This window comes from Atopomonas sediminilitoris (assembly GCF_022601735.1).
GTDB classification, from domain to species: domain Bacteria; phylum Pseudomonadota; class Gammaproteobacteria; order Pseudomonadales; family Pseudomonadaceae; genus Atopomonas; species Atopomonas sediminilitoris.
Map to the genome: position 1 here is coordinate 182,761 of NZ_JAKUMM010000006.1, position 17,119 is coordinate 199,879.

The following is a 17,119-nucleotide window of genomic DNA, read 5'->3' on the forward strand; positions in this document are numbered from 1 at the left end:
AAACGCAGGAGCGCCAGCCATGCCAAGCCACAGATCACTCACACGACACTGGGGCTTGGGCCTGACACTGGCAGCCGTGGCCTTGCTGCCGTGCGGCGCTCACGCGGTATCCCAAGCCGAGTACGCGCAAAGCATGCTCGGCACTTGGCTCAGCGGCGAGCCCGAGCTGCAGGCGGACATCAACCGTTTGCTCGCCCAAGCCCCCACCACGCCAGGCCCCGATGGCGCCAGCGCAGACACCAACCTTAAAGAAGCGCTACTGCACTGGGCGCGCTTTCGCAGTGCGTTCTGTCGCTCGATGAGCGAAACCCACGGCGAACACAACCTGCAAGAGTCACTGTGCCGCGCGCAACTCAGTGACAGCTTGCGCAGCACCTTGCAGCATTACCTACCCCCGACTGACGCCGACTAAGCTCGACCGAGAAAATCCATCTTGCCGAGCGGCACCCCGTTATGGCGCAAAATGGCGTAGGCGGTGCTCAAGTGGAAATACACATTGGGCTGCACAAAGCCCAGCAAATACTCCTGCCCCGTTAGGCTGAGCTGCAAGTTAGGCAACTTCAGCTCAATGCTGCGCCCTTCACTGCCATCAATCTGCTGCGGCGTAAACGCCTGTAAAAAAGCGATGGTTTTGCTGATGCGCGCCTGCAACTCATCAAAACTGGCTTCGTCATCGGCATAGCTGGGTATCTCCACGCCGGCCAAGCGGGCCGCACAGCCTTTGACCACATCGGTGGCAATTTGAATTTGCTTAGGCAGGGCATACATATCCGGCGCAAGGCGCGCGTTAAGCAGCACCTCAGGCGCGATTTGCTTTTCTTCCGCCCACGCGCTGGCCTTAGCCAAAATCGCACTACTGGCCTGCAGCATATGGATAAACATCGGCACCGAGGCCTGATACATCGACAGTGACATGATCACGTTCCTTGCGAACAGAGAAGTTAGGCCTCTAAGGTTAGCCCATCCCCCGACGAGTGCAGCACCATGACACCTGACGAAATCGCCGAGTTTTGCCTCAGCCTGCCTGGCGCCCGTGAAGACTACAAATGGGGCAGTAATCGGGTCTTCTCCATCGCCCAAACCAAGATGTTTGCCATCGTCGATTTTTTAGGCGGCGAGCTGGCCTTTAAAGTTGGTGCCGATTTGTTCCTCGGCTTCACCGATCGCCCCGGCATTCGCCCTGCACCGTATTTAGCCCGCGCCCATTGGGTGAGCCTGCCAGCGCCGTTTGCCATGGGTGAGGATGAACTACGCGCCTGCCTGACTCGCTCGCACCAGCTGGTGGTGCGCAAGCTACCGAAGATTCGCCAAGCAGGCTTGCTGCTAGACGAGTCCACTAATGTCTGTAACCGCCCTGATCAGGCGGGATAATGGCGCGCGAGAAAACCCAGCAAGTGCTTGTTCACGACCTCGGCCTGCTCGCTTTGCAGCCAGTGACCGCAATCGGCAATCAGATGCTGTTCTAAGCGCGGTACCCAATGCGGCATTTGTTGCAGGGTGTAGGCCTCCAGCGTGCCGACCGGGTCTTTGTCGCCGAGTAAAAACAGCGCCGGTTGCTCGACCTTAGCCTCAGCCAACCCTTCGCTTTGCGCCCAATTACGCTCAAAGTTGCGATACCAGTTCAGCGCTCCGTAAAAGCCGCGCCCGGCAAAGGTGGCGCGGTATTGGGCAAAGGCTTGTGGCTCACACCACGCTGGCAGTTCAGCTGAGGCCTGCAGGCCATCGAGCAAACGTGCATTGACGGGTTTCTCTTGCACAAAGAAGTCTTTCGCCACCGCGCCGCTCAGGCTATGCAGCATTAAGCGCAGGGTGCGGTCGATGTCAGCATCCATCTCCGCCTCGGCAACGCCTATGTCCTGAAAATACAGAATGTAATTAAAGCGCTCGGCGTACAGCTTACGCATGATGGTGGTCGCCGGCAGTTTAGGCCGCCCGCCATAAGGCACCGCCATCGCGACCAACGCTTGCACCCGCTGCGGCTCGCGCAACGCCAGCTGCCACGCCACTGGCGCGCCCCAGTCATGCGCGATCAGCGCCACCTGCTGCTGACCCAAGGCGTCCCACGCCGCACGAATATCATCACCAATCGTAAACAGAGCGTAAGCCTCGGGCTCACGCGGCGCGCTGGTCTGACCGTAACCACGCATCTCTGGCAGAAACACGCGATACCCCGCCGCCAGCAATGGCGCTACTTGATGACGCCAGCTGTACCAACACTCGGGAAAACCATGCAGCAACCACACTGGCGCACCCTGCGCTGGGCCTGCGCTATACAGGCTCAAGGTAATCCCGTTGACCTCAAGTAGCTGATGATCGAATCCGTGCATAGCGTGCCTCATGCGCAATGTCTGTAAGTCTGCACTATAGAAAAAGGGACGCCCCAAGCGCCCCTCTTATTCAATGCACGAATGCGCCTAGTGGTGCCCGCCGCCATGCGACACGAAATCAGAGTGTGCCGCAGGCCCGCGCAAGCAGCGTCATAAATCAGCATAATGTGCGCCGCGCTCGGCCTGCCGCCCCGCAACAGGCCAGCACAGGGATCGTTACCTTCACAAGGACTTGTTATGAGCCAACGCCTACGCAACCGCTACGAAAACGTCGACCTCACGCCTGGCCAAGGCAAAACCAGCGCCGCCCTGTCGGTCAGCTTAGGCCTGCTGTCGCTGCTGGCCGCCGTGTGTTTTATCTGGCCAGAGCTATTCACCACCCCCGACTTTCGCGGCTTTTATAACCTCGACGTGCTGCGCACAAGCCTGCACATCAGCATCGCCATTGGCTTTGGCTGCGGCTTACTGTCGATGATGCGCCACGAGTCGATTCGCTACGGCGTACTCGGCATGCTGCTGGCAACCCTCGCGGCCTTGATTGGCTCGGGCAAAATTGAAGCGCCCGACATCAACACCCGTGGCCTGTACGTGGGACTGGATTACTTCATCCTGACCTTGATTGTGCTGGCGCTCATTTTCATCCCGCTGGAGCGCTTGTTCAGCAAAGAGCGCGCGCAAAAAGTCTTTCGCCCGGGTTGGATCACCGACCTTAAATACTTCATGTTCAGCCATTTGGGCTTACAACTGATCAGCTTCTTCACCATCATTCCGGTGCAAGTTCTGCTGCACGAAAGCACCACGTGGGAGCTGCAAAAGTGGGTCGCTGCACAGCCCATTTGGTTGCAGTTTATTGCCATCTTACTGGTGGTCGACTTCGGCACCTACTGGATACACCGCGCCATGCATGAGGTGCCGGCGCTGTGGAAGATTCACGCCGTTCATCACTCCACCACCCACATGGACTGGCTCGCCTCATCACGCCTGCACGTGCTAGAGATTCTGACCAATCGACTGGTCGGCTACCTGCCTATTTTTGTGCTCGGCTTTGCCCCTTCGGCGGTGTACGCGTATTTGGTGTTTATCTCGTTTCACGCGATTTTTATTCACGCCAACCTGCGCTTACGCTTCCCGGTATTACGCTGGATATTGGCCACGCCCGAGTTCCACCACTGGCACCACTCTTCAGAAGAGGCGGCCATCGACAAAAACTACGCCGGCTTCTTGCCGATTTACGATGTGATCTTTCGCACCACCTACATGCCGGGACCACTGGCCAGCACTTACGGCACGGTGAACGACCCGATCCCTGCGGGCATAATCGGTCAGTTTCTCTATCCGTTTAAATGCTGGCTACAAAAGCCCAAGCACCAGCCGAACAGTTGATCACGCTCATGCTCAAGCACCTACTTAGCCACCTAAACACCACCCTGTATCTGCAGATCTGGCCTGACAAAATCGTGCTGCGCAACCTCACCAACAATGCCGTGTTAGAGGATGAAGCCGTCTTAGTCGTCGATAACAGCCAAGCCAAAGCACGTATCGTGGGCTTTGGCCATGCCGCACGGCAGAAGGCCGCTGCACACCACACGGTGATCAGCCCCTTCAGTCACCCGCGCACTTTGCTTTCTAACTTTTCCCACGCGGAAACGTTATTCAAGCTGGCTGTACAAGCCATCTACCCCAAAGGGTTTCTCAAGTCGCCGCCTTTCTTGATCATTCACCCAATGGCCAACACCGAAGGCGGCCTGACACAGATTGAGCGACGCTGCTTGCGCGAGCTAACGCTGTGCGCTGGCGCCAAGGACATGATGTTGTATCAGGGCGAAGTGCTCAGCGCCGAACGCTTTGATTTAGCCGAGCTTAAGCGTGCCCACCCAAACTGGCGCGATGATTAAGATTGCGCCAGCAAAGCATCTGCAAAGGCGGTTACCGCCGCCCAGTCCGTGTACTCACGCACACTCCAAGGCCAGACATGCTCGCCTGAAGCCCACATCGCACTCATGGCCATCAGGCGATCTTTCCAGCGATAGCGCTGCATGTTTAGCTTGCCGGCAAACACGCCGACATGATCTGGCCGCCAAGGCGTGCTTTGCAAAAACTGCTGCAGATGCGGATTGCCTTCAGGGGTGTCTTTCGGCGGCGTACGCGCTTGCAAATTGACTGAAAAAAAAGCCGACTTCATGCGCTGCAGCTGCTCAAGATTAGCGGCGGCAAAATCACTGGCAAACACCTGATGGCGCCCGCCGCGCACACTGGCACCGAGCACCACCCAGTCAAAAGCGGCCAAGTCATAACGCAAGGGCAGCGATACATCCTGCACACTGACGTCATGCTCCGCCGCCTGCCAATGCTTGGCCATAAACTCAGCTATGTGGCGCGTATGGCCGTCGGTGGTGGAGTAAAGCAATAGAAACCTAGTCATCAATTGCCCTCCCAAATAATTCCAGCCTATTACCGCAGCGCCATACTCGCCTTGACGTGAGCCAAGCAATTAACACTTCTTTTAGCCTACGGGCATGCCGAAGGCGTGCTCTGCACTACGGTACTGAAGTGGTAGCTGTAATCACCACTTAACGCTTGCGTACCGCTGTGCCCGGCGTTACTACCTATGATCCACGTGTTCTGCTTTGCCAAACCAGCGGCAGCGTAAGCTTCGATATCGGTGCTGGCATTACCGTAGGCGCGGACAATATCCAGCCCCACCTGTTCACGCAGGTACTGAATGTAACCTGCTTTATGCGCAACCGTATTCGGTGGAATAGGGCCGTCGCCATAAGGATTGGAGCGGTAATGCCACTGCGGCAGGTTCTGTTTAACAAACCACTCGCGGGCATCTTTGGTCACCCAGTACGGGCGTGCCGTAAGGAAAATCAGCTGGTAGCCCTTATCGCGGTATGCCTGCACGGTTTGTGGCGCATAGTAATAAGCTTGCGCCGTTTTTACGCCTACATAGTCGGCATAGGCCTCGAAATCATTGATCGTCAGCGTGCCGTCGATATCAAACAACACGGCTTTGCGACCTTGCTGCACCACGCTGAGATAACCATCCACTTGACTCAAGTCGCCTTCCACCACAAAGCGCAGGCGGTACTCACCCACAGGGCGCACGCCCACCGGCACACGAATTTTGCCGTCGCTGTCAGTGCGATAACTACCGACAGCTTGCCATTGCTGCATACCGGGGCCGAACAGATAGGCGTGCACGGTTTCACCTTCGAGGTCTTTGTGCAGCACAGCGTCGTAATCGAACTTAGCCGTGACGGTCGCCGCCTGACCGGCGCGCACCATCTCGTCGTGCACCATGTGCCAAGGCTTATAAAACTTGGCCAAGATACGATTACCAAAGTGACGGAAGGATTTCTTCGCCGGTTGGCTGAGCGCTGGTGGGTTAAGCGCAGCGCTCATATCGGGGCACTGTGGTTGAGCGTAACTGGTGGCAGTGGCTGTCAAAAGCACACAACAGGCGAGCAGTCGCATGGGTGAGGTCCTTAATATTGGAGTTATTGTTCAAGGCCCGCGCCACGGCAGGTGGCGCAAGAGCAAGCACAGTGTATGAAGCGGGGATGACATGCAGGCCAACCAAGGGCGGGGCGGATAGCTGTTTAGTGATCAAGCGTGACAGCTGTGTTGGATTAGCGCTTTGAGCCAAACGAATTGGGGCTCGATCGACACTCGCGCGAAACTAGCTTGATACCGACTCAGAAAGCGGCCGCTTTTTACGAACTACGCCAAGCTAATTACTGAGCGTGCGGTACGCTTTTGTTCCGCCCTTCCCGGGCGACTCACTTTTGCCAATCGCGGCAAAAGTAAGCAAAACCGCTTGCCCCTGCTATCCGGCTCGGCTGCGCCGAGTGCCTTCACTCCGGCAGTCCTCCGTGGGGCCACGGCGAAGGGCTATCCCTAGCCCATCGCCGCTTGCGCCGCATCCCTGCGGCTTACCCCACTACAGCCTGCCTGCACTCAGCCGGATAAAAGGGGCGACTGGTGCAAGCTGAACCGTTTGTCTCCCTCTCCCGCTGGGAGAGGGCCGGGGTGAGGGATTGCAAATAAGTCACAAGCCCAAACTAACCGCCAAGCCATCGACCGGCACCAACGCCCCCTTCAGCAGGCCGAACGGAGTCATTGTGTTGGAGGTTGAGCGGCAGGGATGCCGCGAAAGCCGCGATGGGCCAGGACGGCCCTTCGCGGCGGGCCTCTGGAACAATGACGCAGTGAGGGGACTCGGCGTAGCCGAGCCAATGGCAGGGGCCTGTTTCTTTTGCCTTCTTTTCTTTGCGCCAAAGAAAAGAAGGTCGCCAGGAGGCGAAATCAGCGCGATCGCCTACATGCAGGCAATTAGCTAAAAATAAATCTGATACCTTTTCGAGGGCAGCGATACATCCTGCACACTGACGTCATGCTCCGCCGCCTGCCAATGCTTGGCCATAAACTCAGCTATGTGGCGCGTATGGCCGTCGGTGGTGGAGTAAAGCAATAGAAACCTAGTCATCAATTGCCCTCCCAAATAATTCCAGCCTATTACCGCAGCGCCATACTCGCCTTGACGTGAGCCAAGCAATTAACAGTTCTTTTAGTTTAGGGGCATGCCGGCGGTTGATTTATCGAGCCCTTCCGTTTCGCCCTGCCCGGGCGACTCACTTTTGCCAATCGCGGCAAAAGTAAGCAAAAACGCTTGCCCCGACTATCCGGCTCGGCTGCGCCGAGTGCCTTCACTCCGGCAGTCCTCCGTGAGGCCCCGACGAAGGGCTATCCCTAGCCCATCGCCGCTTGCGCCGCATCCCTGCGGCTTACCCCACTACAGCCTGCCTGCACTCGGCCGGATAAAAGGGGCGACTGGTGCAAGCTGAACCGTTTGTCTCCCTCTCCCGCTGGGAGAGAGCTGGGGTGAGGGATTGCAAATAAGTCACAAGCCCAAACTAACCTCCAAGCCACCGACCTGCACCAACGCCCCCCTCAGCAGGCCGAACGGAGTCGTTGTGAAAGAGGTTGAGCGGCAGGGATGCCGCGAAAGCCGCGATGGGCAAGGACGGCCCTTCGCGGCGGGCCTCTGGAACAATGATGCAGTGAGGGGACTCGGCGCAGCCGAGCCAATGGCGGGGGCCTGTTTCTTTTGCCTTCTTTTCTTTGCGCCAAAGAAAAGAAGGTCGCCGGGAGGCGAAATCAGCGCTATCGACTACATGCCGGAAATTAGCTAAAAATAAATCTGATACCTTTCCCTTACATCCCTGCGGCTTGCCCCGCTACAACTAGCCAAATAGATCAGTTGGCCGCCCATGCCACTAGCGGCGAATATAAATACAAACTCAATGAGTTGCTCGTCTTTCAAGAGAAGCACAGGGATCAAATCAAAAAAGACACCTTATGCCTTTCCAATCCATAATTTCTGGGCAGGTTCAGAGAGCACCCTATTCACTTATCATCTTTATAGATAACTACAAATCCGTTCAGCTTGTGCTGAAGCTTTATTTGGTTTCGTAACAAGTCCGCCTCTCCGCGCCGGGCCATTGGCCCAACAAAAACCCTATTGAATCCTTCTGAGGTTATTATATAAGCTTTGTGTCCTGTCTTGGCGAGATCGCTAACTAGCCTTTCTGCTGCATCTCGATTAGACAACGTTGCTATTTGAACTACCCACTCCAAACTATCCCTGTCAGATTGCTTGATTTTTAGGTTCTCTGTAATTGCAGCCTGAACCTTCCTCCATTCATGTTGTACTAGGAATGCGAATTGACCGGGACCAGCACTCCAAATAAGCTTTTCACCATCAGAAATCACAGTTATTGCTATTGGATATTGCGCTTCTTCCAGCGAGATGTATGCAATGCCTTTGTATCTATTACCCTCTTCCATTACTACGCTTACCGAATCAACCTGCATTCCGTACTTGCTGTATTTTTTATCAGAGTCCAGTGTCTCTTGTATTGAAGTCTTAGTGTCAGATTCAATCCTCTCAATACTTGGCTTGCACCCAGCCAGGATTAAGAATACAACAATTAAAAACACTTTTACAGAGAGCGTATTGGCGCTTTTGGTAAGGGATCTAAAGGTATAGTGACTATCTTGAAATGCGTTAGCACTCATCCCTGAACTGATAGAGAGTTTCCCATCATTGTCCATATTGTTAATTCCTGTCTGTTGTCCTTCAGGATAGCCTAGTCGTGCCCATCTACAGACTGCAAGCCATGTAAGGCGGGTCATTTGACCCGCGCGAACTTCGCTCTGGCAATACTTCAAGCGCAATGAATACCCCGTATAACGCAAACTTCCCTGAGCAGCGCCATCGCTTGGCGGGTTACGCCGTTGGCTAACCCGCCCTACGTTTCTCTCCACTCTGCAATACACCCATTACCCCTCCACCTCAGCCCACTGCTTGTTTAAGCGCTTATCTGAAATAGGCAGCTTGGTGCCCAACTGCTGGGCAAACAGCGATACGCGGTACTCCTCGAGCATCCAGCGGTACTGGATAAGGGCGGGATCACGTTTGCCTTCTTGGCCGTGCTTGGCCAAGCGCGCTTGGTATTGCTCCCAGTAACCGGCCAGTTCACCACTCCAGACACGGTCACGCTGTACTTGTGCGGCCACACGCTCAAGACGTTGTTCGATGGCCTTTAAGTAGCGCGGGAACTCCTTCAACCACTCGGCTGGGGTATCGCGGACAAAACCCGGATACACCAAGTGCCCCAGCTGCGCTTTGATGTCGTTGAGTGCCACGGCCATGGCAAGGTCGATGCGGCCTTTGAAGCGCTTTTGCAGCGCGTGCCAGCGCTTAAGAATATCGAGCACCAGCCGCGCCAAGCGTTCGGCTTCTGGCTGCCAGTCGCTGCGTTTACGCTCGGCCAAGCTGGCTAAGGCGTGCGTTTCACGCGGCATTTCGGCGAGCCCTTGCAGCATGCAGCTATCGAGACTGGCCAGCAGGATATCTTCTACCAACGCCTCAATACGCCCCATGTCGCGATACAGCAGGCCCATGTCGGTTTGCCCCGGCAGCTTGCTGCGCAAGTGCTTGGCTTGCTCGGGCAGCTGTTGCAACAACAAGCGCTGTAGCGCGCGACGATGCTGATACGCCGCTTCCGCGGCGGTCGAGAAGCGCCCTTCTTGCACGCTGCCGCCGTCTTCGACCAAGGCCGGATAAACCGTCATCGACAGCCCGGCCACCTTGTGTTGCGCGCTGGCATGCACGGCAAAGTCGTCGGCTTTGATCGCCGCGGGCTTGGCTTTATGGCTGGGCAGCGCCAACGCCGCTTGGCTGGCGGTGGCAAAGCGTGCCGTCAGCTCGGCTAAATCTCGGCCCTCGCCGAGAGGCTTGCCTCGCGCATCGACCACTTCAAGGTTCATCTGCAGGTGAGCATCCAGTGCTTGCTCAGCCTCCAACCAGGCGTCATCGGCCACGCGCACACCGGTCATTCGCAGCAGCTCATGGCCCAGTGCCGCATGCAGCGGGCCTTGGCCAAACACCAACTTGCTCAGCGCGGCATCGACAAAGTCAGGCACTGGAACAAAGTTCTTGCGGATCGCTTTGGGCAGCGCGCGCACCAGAGCCACGCATTTATTCTTCAGCAACCCTGGCACCAACCAGTGCAAGCGCTCGACCGGCAACTGCGGCAATAAAGGCGCCGGCACACGAAGGGTTACGCCATCGCGCGGGTGATTCGGCTCAAAGTGATAACTCAGCGCCAGCGTCAAATCGCCAAGGCTCAGGGTGTCCGGATACTGCGCGGCGGTCACTTCATTGGCGTCACGCGCCAGCACATCGGCCTCGCTCATCAACAGCAGCTGCGGGTCTTTGGCGCTTTCGCGCTTGTACCAACTGTCGAAGCTGGCGGTTTGGTAAATATCCGCCGGCAGGCGCGCGTCGTAATAGTCAAACAAGGCGTCTTCATCGGCCAAGATATCGCGCCGGCGCGCTTTGGCCTCTAACTCATCGAGCAACTCGAGCAGCTCGCGATTGGCTTGCAAGCACTGGGCGCGTGCGTTGATATCACCGCGCACTAAGCCTTCACGGATAAACAACTCGCGCGCCACCACCGGATCATGCGGGCCGTAATGACAGGCGCGACGGCCGACAATAATCAGACCGTACAGAGTGACCTGTTCGTAGGCCACCACTTGGCCGCGCTTCTTTTCCCAGTGCGGTTCGAGGTAGTTCTTTTTCAGCAAATGGCCGGCCAGAGGCTCAAGCCACTCGGGTTCAATCTTGGCCACCATGCGGGCGAACAGCTTGCTGGTTTCGACCAGCTCAGCGGTCATCAACCATTGCGGGCGCTTACGCCCAAGACCTGAACCTGGGTGAATCCAAAAGCGGCGCTGACGCGCGCCGAGGTAGTCACCGTCCTCGCTTTTTTGCCCCACTTGGCTGAGCAAGCCCGCCAAAATGGCTTTATGCACCGCCGCATAACCGATACCAGCAGGCTGATCAGCCTCTGTGCTCGGCAACGCCAGTGCAGCACTTTGCTTGGCCGGTTTTGGCTTTTGCGCGGTTTTAGCGCTCACGCGTTTCGGCGCGCTACTCGCAGCCAATTGCAGGTCACGACAAATCAGCAGCAGCTGGCGGTGCGCATCGCGCCATTCACGCAGGCGTAAATAGTTCAGGAAGTGCTTACGGCACCACGTGCGCAGTGCATTGCTGCCCAGCGCTTGGCGCTGCTCTTCAAAACCACGCCACAAACTGATCAGCGCGGCGAAGTCGGAGTCTGGATCTTTCCATTGCGCATGGGCTTGGTCGGCAGCCTGCTGCCGATCCTGTGGCCGTTCGCGCGGGTCTTGCACCGACAGGGCGCTGGCGACGATCAGCACTTCATCCAAACTGCCTTGGCGAGCGCCCTCCAGCAACATACGGCCCAAGCGCGGATCAATCGGCAAGCGCGCCAACTGACGGCCAATATCACTTAACTGATTGTCGCGGCCCACCGCAGAGAGCTCTTGCAGCAAAGTAAAACCATCGGTGATGGCCTTGCCTTCTGGCGGCTCAATAAAGGGGAAATCTTCGATGCGCCCCAAACGCAGGTGCAACATCTGCAAGATCACCGCCGCCAAGTTGGTGCGCAGAATCTCCGGATCAGTAAATTCGCTACGCGCCACGAAATCTTCTGCGCTGTACAAACGAATACAGATCCCCGGCTCAACCCGCCCGCAACGGCCTTTACGCTGATTAGCACTGGCTTGCGAAATAGCCTCTACCGGCAGGCGCTGGACCTTGGCTTTATAGCTGTAACGGCTGATGCGCGCGGTGCCGGTGTCAATCACATAGCGGATGCCCGGCACGGTCAGCGAGGTCTCTGCAACGTTGGTGGCCAACACCACGCGCCGCCCCGGATGACTTTGAAAGATCTTTTGTTGCTCGGCCGCCGACAAGCGCGCGTACAACGGCAAAATTTCAGTGTGCTTGAGCTGCGCTTTACGCAGGTGATCGGCGGTTTCGCGGATCTCGCGCTCGCCGGGCAAGAACACCAGCACATCCCCCGGACGCTTACCTTCGCTGCGTTCAAACGCCGCTACTTCATCCAGCGCAGCCAAGATGCCTTGCTCGGCGGACAAGTCCGCTTCCAGCGCGTTGCCTTCCTCGTCCATCTCCGCCAGCAAGGGGCGATACCAAACATCCACCGGATAAGTTCGGCCCGACACTTCAATAATCGGCGCGCCGTCAAAGTGCTGGCTAAAGCGCTCCAGATCGATGGTGGCCGAGGTGATGATGACTTTAAGGTCTGGGCGCCGCGGCAGCAGGGTTTTCAGGTAGCCGAGCAAAAAGTCGATATTGAGGCTGCGCTCGTGCGCCTCGTCGATGATCAGCGTGTCGTAACGCTCCAAGAACCGGTCGCGCTGGGTTTCGGCGAGCAGAATGCCGTCGGTCATCAGCTTGATCAGCGTGCCGTCGTGGCTTTGGTCTTCAAAGCGCATCTGAAAACCGACCTGCTCGCCCAATGGAACGTTTAGCTCCTCCGCCACGCGACTGGCCACACTGCGCGCCGCCAAACGACGCGGCTGGGTATGGCCGATCAGCCCGTGTATGCCACGGCCTAATTCAAGACACATTTTCGGCAACTGCGTGGTTTTACCCGAACCGGTTTCGCCGGCAATCACCACCACCTGATGCGCGCTGATCGCCGCTTTGATCTCATCCCGCTTGGCGGCAATCGGTAGTGCGTCGTCATAACGCACCAACGGCACACTGCCACGCCGCGCCGCCACCTTGGCTTGCGACTCAGCAAAGCGCGCCTGCCACTGCGCCAGCTTGGCGGCATCGGGCTGTTTGCTCAGCGCCTGTAACTGGCGGCGTAAGCGGTGGCGATCAGCCTGCAGCACCTGCTCAAGGTTGGCGTTAAGTTGACGAAAATCAGGGTTGCTCATGGCGGAGGAGTAACTACGACGTAATAAAGGGGGGCGATTGTCGCAGATATTTGTACCAGCGACCGAAAGCTAGTCTGCTGAGGATTTCTTTAATTGATCATACTGCGCACAAAGACGCTCTTTTTCTTCGCGCAGCTTCATATCACCGTTACCCATGGAGGCGGCAATAGCTGCGTTACATGCGCTTCGCGCTTCCTGTAACTCTGTATTTGCAGGCGACCACTGCACTGAAGCGACTGTCGGCTTAAAGCTCACGGCAGCCTGACAATACATATTCTTAAGTTTCTTTTGCTTCCAATGCGTTAAGCGCTTCGTTTGCAGCTGAGCGCAAACTTGTGAGAAGAGGTCGCTAGCAACCCTAGTGCACTGTGAAAACACGGCAAGATCAGGCTTATAACGCACACACACCGTCGGCTCTTGAATGCGCCACATTTGATAGGAATAGGGAACCACCACATGCTTGTGCTCAACTTGCATAGCGGTTAGTTCCACGCCCATCACATCCTCCAGCTTGCTATGAGTCACGCCAACAACAAGATCAAGGTACGAAGCAAAAGCCAAAGATAAGGGGTCCATCAGCCATCCCTGCCATTTTTATCCAAACCATAATAAAAAACGGCCGCCGAGGCGACCGTTCTTCATGACGCTAATGCTTACTTATGACCGAGCTTTTTCAGCTCTTCGTCACGCAGTTCGCGGCGCAGGATTTTGCCAACGTTAGTGGTCGGCAGCTCCGCGCGGAATTCAACATGACGGGCCACTTTATAGCCGGTCAGGTTGGCGCGCATGTGATCGATCACTTGCTTTTCGGTCAGGGTGACGTCGGGCTTGGTCGAGATAAACACCTTGATCGACTCCCCCGACTTGTCATCCGGAATACCGATAGCGGCGCACTGCACCACGCCCGGCAAGGTGACCAGAACGTCTTCCAGCTCGTTGGGGTACACGTTGAAACCCGAGACCAAGATCATGTCTTTCTTGCGATCGACGATGCGCATAAAGCCATCTTCTTGGATCACAGCTACGTCACCGGTACGCAGCCAGCCTTCAGCATCCAGTACTTCGTCGGTGGCTTCCTGGCGCTGCCAGTAGCCTTTCATCACTTGCGGGCCTTTAACGCACAGCTCGCCGACCGCGCCGATACCAAGATCTTTGCCATCTTCGTCGATGACTTTACACAAGGTCGACGGCGCGGGAATCCCGATGGTGCCAATCTGAATATTTTGCGGCGGGTTCACCGATGCTACCGGGCTGGTTTCGGTCATGCCGTAACCTTCGCAGATCGGGCTGCCGGTGACTTTCTGCCACAGTTCAGCCGTCGCCAGTTGCAGCGCCATACCGCCGGACAAGGTCAGCTTTAAGCCCGAGAAATCGAGCTTTTTGAAGTCTTCGTTATTGCACAGCGCGACGAACAAGGTGTTCAAACCAACAAAGCCGGTAAAGCGGAACTGGCTCAGGTCTTTAACCATCGCCGGCAGGTCGCGCGGGTTGGTGATCAGCAGGTTGTGGTTACCGGTGATCATCATGGCCATGCAATGGAAGGTAAAGGCGTAGATGTGATACAGCGGCAGCGGTGCCACGATGATTTCACAGCCCTCGCCCATGCCAGAAGCCATCAGGGCTTTAGCTTGCAGCATGTTGGCCACGAGGTTGCGGTGAGTCAGCATGGCGCCTTTGGCCACGCCGGTCGTGCCGCCGGTATATTGCAGTACGGCCACTTCACCTGAGTCGGGGCTGGCTTCGGTCACCGGCTGACCCGCGCCTTTGGCCAAGGCGTCATTCAATTTCACCGCACCGGGAATACGGAACGGCGGCACCATTTTCTTCACGTGCTTGACCACGGTGTTGACCAGCAAGCGCTTAAGCGCCGGCAGCATGTCACCCACTTCGGTCACGACCACATGACGGATGCCCGTCTTAGGCACTACTTGTTCAGCCAGGTGCGCCATGTTGGCCAAGCACACCAGCGCTTTGGCGCCGGAGTCATTGAACTGGTGTTCCATTTCCCGCGCGGTGTACAGCGGGTTGGTGTTAACCACCACAAGCCCTGCGCGCATCGCGCCAAATACCACGACGGGGTATTGCAGGATGTTGGGCATTTGCACGGCGATACGATCGCCAGGCTTTAGATCGGTGTGTTTTTGCAGGTAGGCGGCAAACTGACCAGAGAGTTTGTGCAATTCGCCGTAGGTCAGGGTGCGACCTAAGTTAGTGAAGGCCGGTTTATCGGCAAAGCGCTCGCAAGAATGGCGAAACACAGCTTGGATATTGGGAAACTGATCAGGGTTGATCTCAGTTGGGATGCCAGCCGGATACTTATCCGCCCAGAAATTATCAGTCATGAAACGCCCACTCCTCAAAAAACTGAAGCAAAGTCCATCCGCCGACTCACACGTAGGTTCCGGCGGTTTGTTGTGATCATCTGGAATTTGGCGGCTTAGGGCACCAAAAACTGCCTGAGGTTAGCAGGATTTGCCGCATGCGCCTAGGCAATAGCGCCATTGCCTAGAGCATGATCCGCGTGCTAATGACGTGATCGACACAGCAAAAAAAGCCCGCAAGCACCATCAAATGTGCTGCGGGCTTTTGGTTCACGACGACCGCTTAAGCGGCGCTATCGCGCAACTCGCGGCGCAAAATTTTACCCACAGGGCTCATGGGTAAGCTTTCACGCACCTCGTAATGGCGCGGCACTTTGTAGCCGGTCAGGTTCGCCTTGCAGTAAGCCTTCAGCTCATCCAAGTCGATACTGCCTTCGCGTGGCACCACAAATAGTTTCACGGCCTCGCCTGACTTTTCATCCGGCACGCCAATCACCGCACAGTTGGCCACCTTGGGGTGTGCGCCAACCACATCTTCAACCTCATTGGGGTAGACGTTAAAGCCGGAGACGATCACCAGGTCTTTCTTGCGATCAACAATCCGCGTAAAGCCGTCGTCATCGATGATGGCTACGTCACCGGTCCGCAGCCAACCGTCGGCATCAAGAATTTCAGCCGTGGCTTCTTCTCGCTGCCAGTAGCCTTTCATCACCTGCGGGCCTTTGACGCACAGCTCGCCGCGCTCACCGATGGGCTGCTCGACGCCGTCATCGTCAATCACTTTCAAGGTGGTACCGGGCACCGGCACACCCACGGTACCCAAGCGCACCAAGTCGCCATAGGGGTTGGTGGTGACCACAGGTGAGCACTCGGTCAGGCCGTAGCCTTCCACCACCGTACAGCCGGTCACTTTATGCCAGCGCTCGGCCGTGGCCTTGACCAACGCGGTGCCGCCGGAGTTGGTGACTTTAAGGTTGGAGAAGTCCAAATCATTGAACTCTGGGTGGTCCATCAAAGCGACAAACAGCGTGTTTAGACCCAGCAGCGCCGAGAAACGCCACTGCTTAAGCTCTTTGATAAAGCCTGGAATATCGCGCGGATTGGTGATCAGCACGTTGTGGTTACCGGTCACCATCATGCACATGCAGTTCGCGGTAAACGCGTAGATATGGTAGAGCGGCAGCGGCGCGATCATCACCTCTTGGCCGTCTTTCAATAGCGGCTGGCCGTCATCACCGTATTGCGATAAGCACGCGTGAATCTGCTGCATGTTGGCGACCAAGTTGCCGTGGGTCAGCATCGCACCCTTGGAGACGCCCGTCGTGCCGCCGGTGTATTGCAGCACCGCGATATCGTCCAAGCTCACCTGCACCGGCTTGAGACTAGCGCCCTGCCCCTTGGCCAACACCTGCTTAAACGGCAGGGCTTGTGGCAAGCGGTAATCCGGCACCATTTTTTTAACGTGCTTAACCACGGCATTCACCAGCATGCCCTTGAGCAGCGGCTGCATGTCGCCCATGCGCGCTTCAATCAAGTATTCAATTTGGGTGTCAGCCAGCACTTCTTGCACCAGCGCGCCGAACAAATTGACGTACACCAAGGCGCGCACACCAGCATCAGTGAACTGATGGCGCATCTCGCGCGCGGTGTACAGCGGATTGGTATTGACCACGATTAAGCCTGCGCGCATGGCGCCGAACACCGCGATCGGGTATTGCAGAATATTGGGCATTTGTACAGCAATGCGGTCGCCCGGCTTTAGGTCCGTGTGGTTCTGCAGATAGCCTGCAAACGCCGCAGAAAGCCGATCAAGCTCAGCGTAAGTTAGGGTGACGCCCATGTTGCTAAACGCGGGACGATCAGCAAAGCGTTTACACGAACGTTCAAACACCTCAACAACGGAGGCATACTGCCCCATATCCAGTTGGTCGAGTACACCGGCGGCACGCTTGCCATTCCAGAATTCAGGTTGCATTGTTCTTGTTCCTCTTGACCTGATGCGATGGGCTCTTCTCTGAGCTGTAAGCACGTTAGCAGGGCCATACCTTGCGGCCAAGAGGGTGCCTCACCCATTGACGCGATGAATTATCATTGCTAACCACCTCATCAAACCTGGACACACAGGGA

14 protein-coding genes are annotated in these 17,119 nt (G+C 56.7%); 4 read left to right on the forward strand and 10 right to left on the reverse strand.

Annotation, left to right across the window (positions count from 1 at the left end):
• The first annotated feature begins 19 nt into the window (after nucleotides 1-19).
• Complete coding sequence (locus tag MKI83_RS10925; RefSeq protein WP_241585851.1) at nucleotides 20-412, forward strand: hypothetical protein; 393 nt, start codon at nucleotides 20-22, stop codon at nucleotides 410-412.
• Here MKI83_RS10925 and MKI83_RS10930 read toward each other — a convergent pair.
• Complete coding sequence (locus MKI83_RS10930) at nucleotides 409-915, reverse strand: DUF1993 domain-containing protein (RefSeq protein ID WP_241585854.1); 507 nt, start codon at nucleotides 913-915, stop codon at nucleotides 409-411. The two genes, MKI83_RS10925 and MKI83_RS10930, sit on opposite strands and share 4 nt — an antisense overlap.
• A 69-nt stretch (nucleotides 916-984) precedes the next feature.
• On the opposite strand from MKI83_RS10930, the gene MKI83_RS10935 reads away from it, so the two are divergent.
• A complete protein-coding gene (locus tag MKI83_RS10935) occupies nucleotides 985-1,371 on the forward strand; it encodes an MmcQ/YjbR family DNA-binding protein (RefSeq protein WP_241585856.1) in 387 nt (128 codons plus the stop codon).
• Here the strand turns inward: MKI83_RS10935 and MKI83_RS10940 are convergent.
• On the reverse strand, nucleotides 1,359-2,327 hold the full coding sequence (locus tag MKI83_RS10940) for an alpha/beta fold hydrolase (RefSeq protein ID WP_241585858.1): 969 nt from the start codon (nucleotides 2,325-2,327) through the stop codon (nucleotides 1,359-1,361). The genes MKI83_RS10935 and MKI83_RS10940 overlap by 13 nt on opposite strands.
• Nucleotides 2,328-2,564: 237 nt before the next feature.
• Between MKI83_RS10940 and MKI83_RS10945 the strand changes: the two genes are divergently transcribed.
• Both MKI83_RS10945 and MKI83_RS10950 read left to right on the forward strand, forming a co-directional pair.
• The gene (locus tag MKI83_RS10945) at nucleotides 2,565-3,710 is read left to right on the forward strand and encodes a sterol desaturase family protein (RefSeq protein WP_241585860.1); all 1,146 of its coding nucleotides are present in this window, start codon (nucleotides 2,565-2,567) and stop codon (nucleotides 3,708-3,710) included.
• A gap of 8 nt (nucleotides 3,711-3,718) precedes the next feature.
• Nucleotides 3,719-4,222 (forward strand): rod shape-determining protein, encoded by a 504-nt coding sequence (locus tag MKI83_RS10950; protein ID WP_241585862.1) that lies wholly within the window; start codon nucleotides 3,719-3,721, stop codon nucleotides 4,220-4,222.
• On the opposite strand, the gene hemG is transcribed toward MKI83_RS10950, so the two are convergent.
• The 8 genes from hemG to fadD2 all read right to left on the reverse strand — a co-directional run bounded on the left by hemG (nucleotide 4,219) and on the right by fadD2 (nucleotide 16,967).
• Nucleotides 4,219-4,749 (reverse strand): menaquinone-dependent protoporphyrinogen IX dehydrogenase, encoded by a 531-nt coding sequence (gene hemG / locus MKI83_RS10955; protein WP_241585864.1) that lies wholly within the window; start codon nucleotides 4,747-4,749, stop codon nucleotides 4,219-4,221. The two genes, MKI83_RS10950 and hemG, sit on opposite strands and share 4 nt — an antisense overlap.
• Nucleotides 4,750-4,835: 86 nt before the next feature.
• Nucleotides 4,836-5,732, reverse strand: coding sequence for a lipin/Ned1/Smp2 family protein (locus MKI83_RS10960; RefSeq protein ID WP_241585867.1), 897 nt, complete (start codon nucleotides 5,730-5,732; stop codon nucleotides 4,836-4,838).
• Between the two features lie 934 nt (nucleotides 5,733-6,666).
• Complete coding sequence (locus tag MKI83_RS10965; protein WP_241585869.1) at nucleotides 6,667-6,816, reverse strand: hypothetical protein; 150 nt, start codon at nucleotides 6,814-6,816, stop codon at nucleotides 6,667-6,669.
• Nucleotides 6,817-7,736: 920 nt separating this feature from the next.
• A complete protein-coding gene (locus MKI83_RS10970) occupies nucleotides 7,737-8,444 on the reverse strand; it encodes an SPOR domain-containing protein (RefSeq protein WP_241585878.1) in 708 nt (235 codons plus the stop codon).
• Between the two features lie 228 nt (nucleotides 8,445-8,672).
• On the reverse strand, nucleotides 8,673-12,671 hold the full coding sequence (hrpA, locus tag MKI83_RS10975) for an ATP-dependent RNA helicase HrpA (RefSeq protein ID WP_241585888.1): 3,999 nt from the start codon (nucleotides 12,669-12,671) through the stop codon (nucleotides 8,673-8,675).
• Nucleotides 12,672-12,740: 69 nt separating this feature from the next.
• On the reverse strand, nucleotides 12,741-13,247 hold the full coding sequence (locus MKI83_RS10980; protein ID WP_241585890.1) for a hypothetical protein: 507 nt from the start codon (nucleotides 13,245-13,247) through the stop codon (nucleotides 12,741-12,743).
• A 77-nt stretch (nucleotides 13,248-13,324) separates the two neighbouring features.
• Nucleotides 13,325-15,013 carry a long-chain-fatty-acid--CoA ligase FadD1 gene (gene fadD1, locus MKI83_RS10985; protein WP_241585892.1) on the reverse strand — a complete coding sequence of 563 codons (1,689 nt, stop codon included), beginning with the start codon at nucleotides 15,011-15,013 and terminating at the stop codon, nucleotides 13,325-13,327.
• A 262-nt stretch (nucleotides 15,014-15,275) separates the two neighbouring features.
• Nucleotides 15,276-16,967, reverse strand: coding sequence for a long-chain-fatty-acid--CoA ligase FadD2 (gene fadD2, locus MKI83_RS10990; RefSeq protein ID WP_241585894.1), 1,692 nt, complete (start codon nucleotides 16,965-16,967; stop codon nucleotides 15,276-15,278).
• Nucleotides 16,968-17,119: the final 152 nt, after the last annotated feature.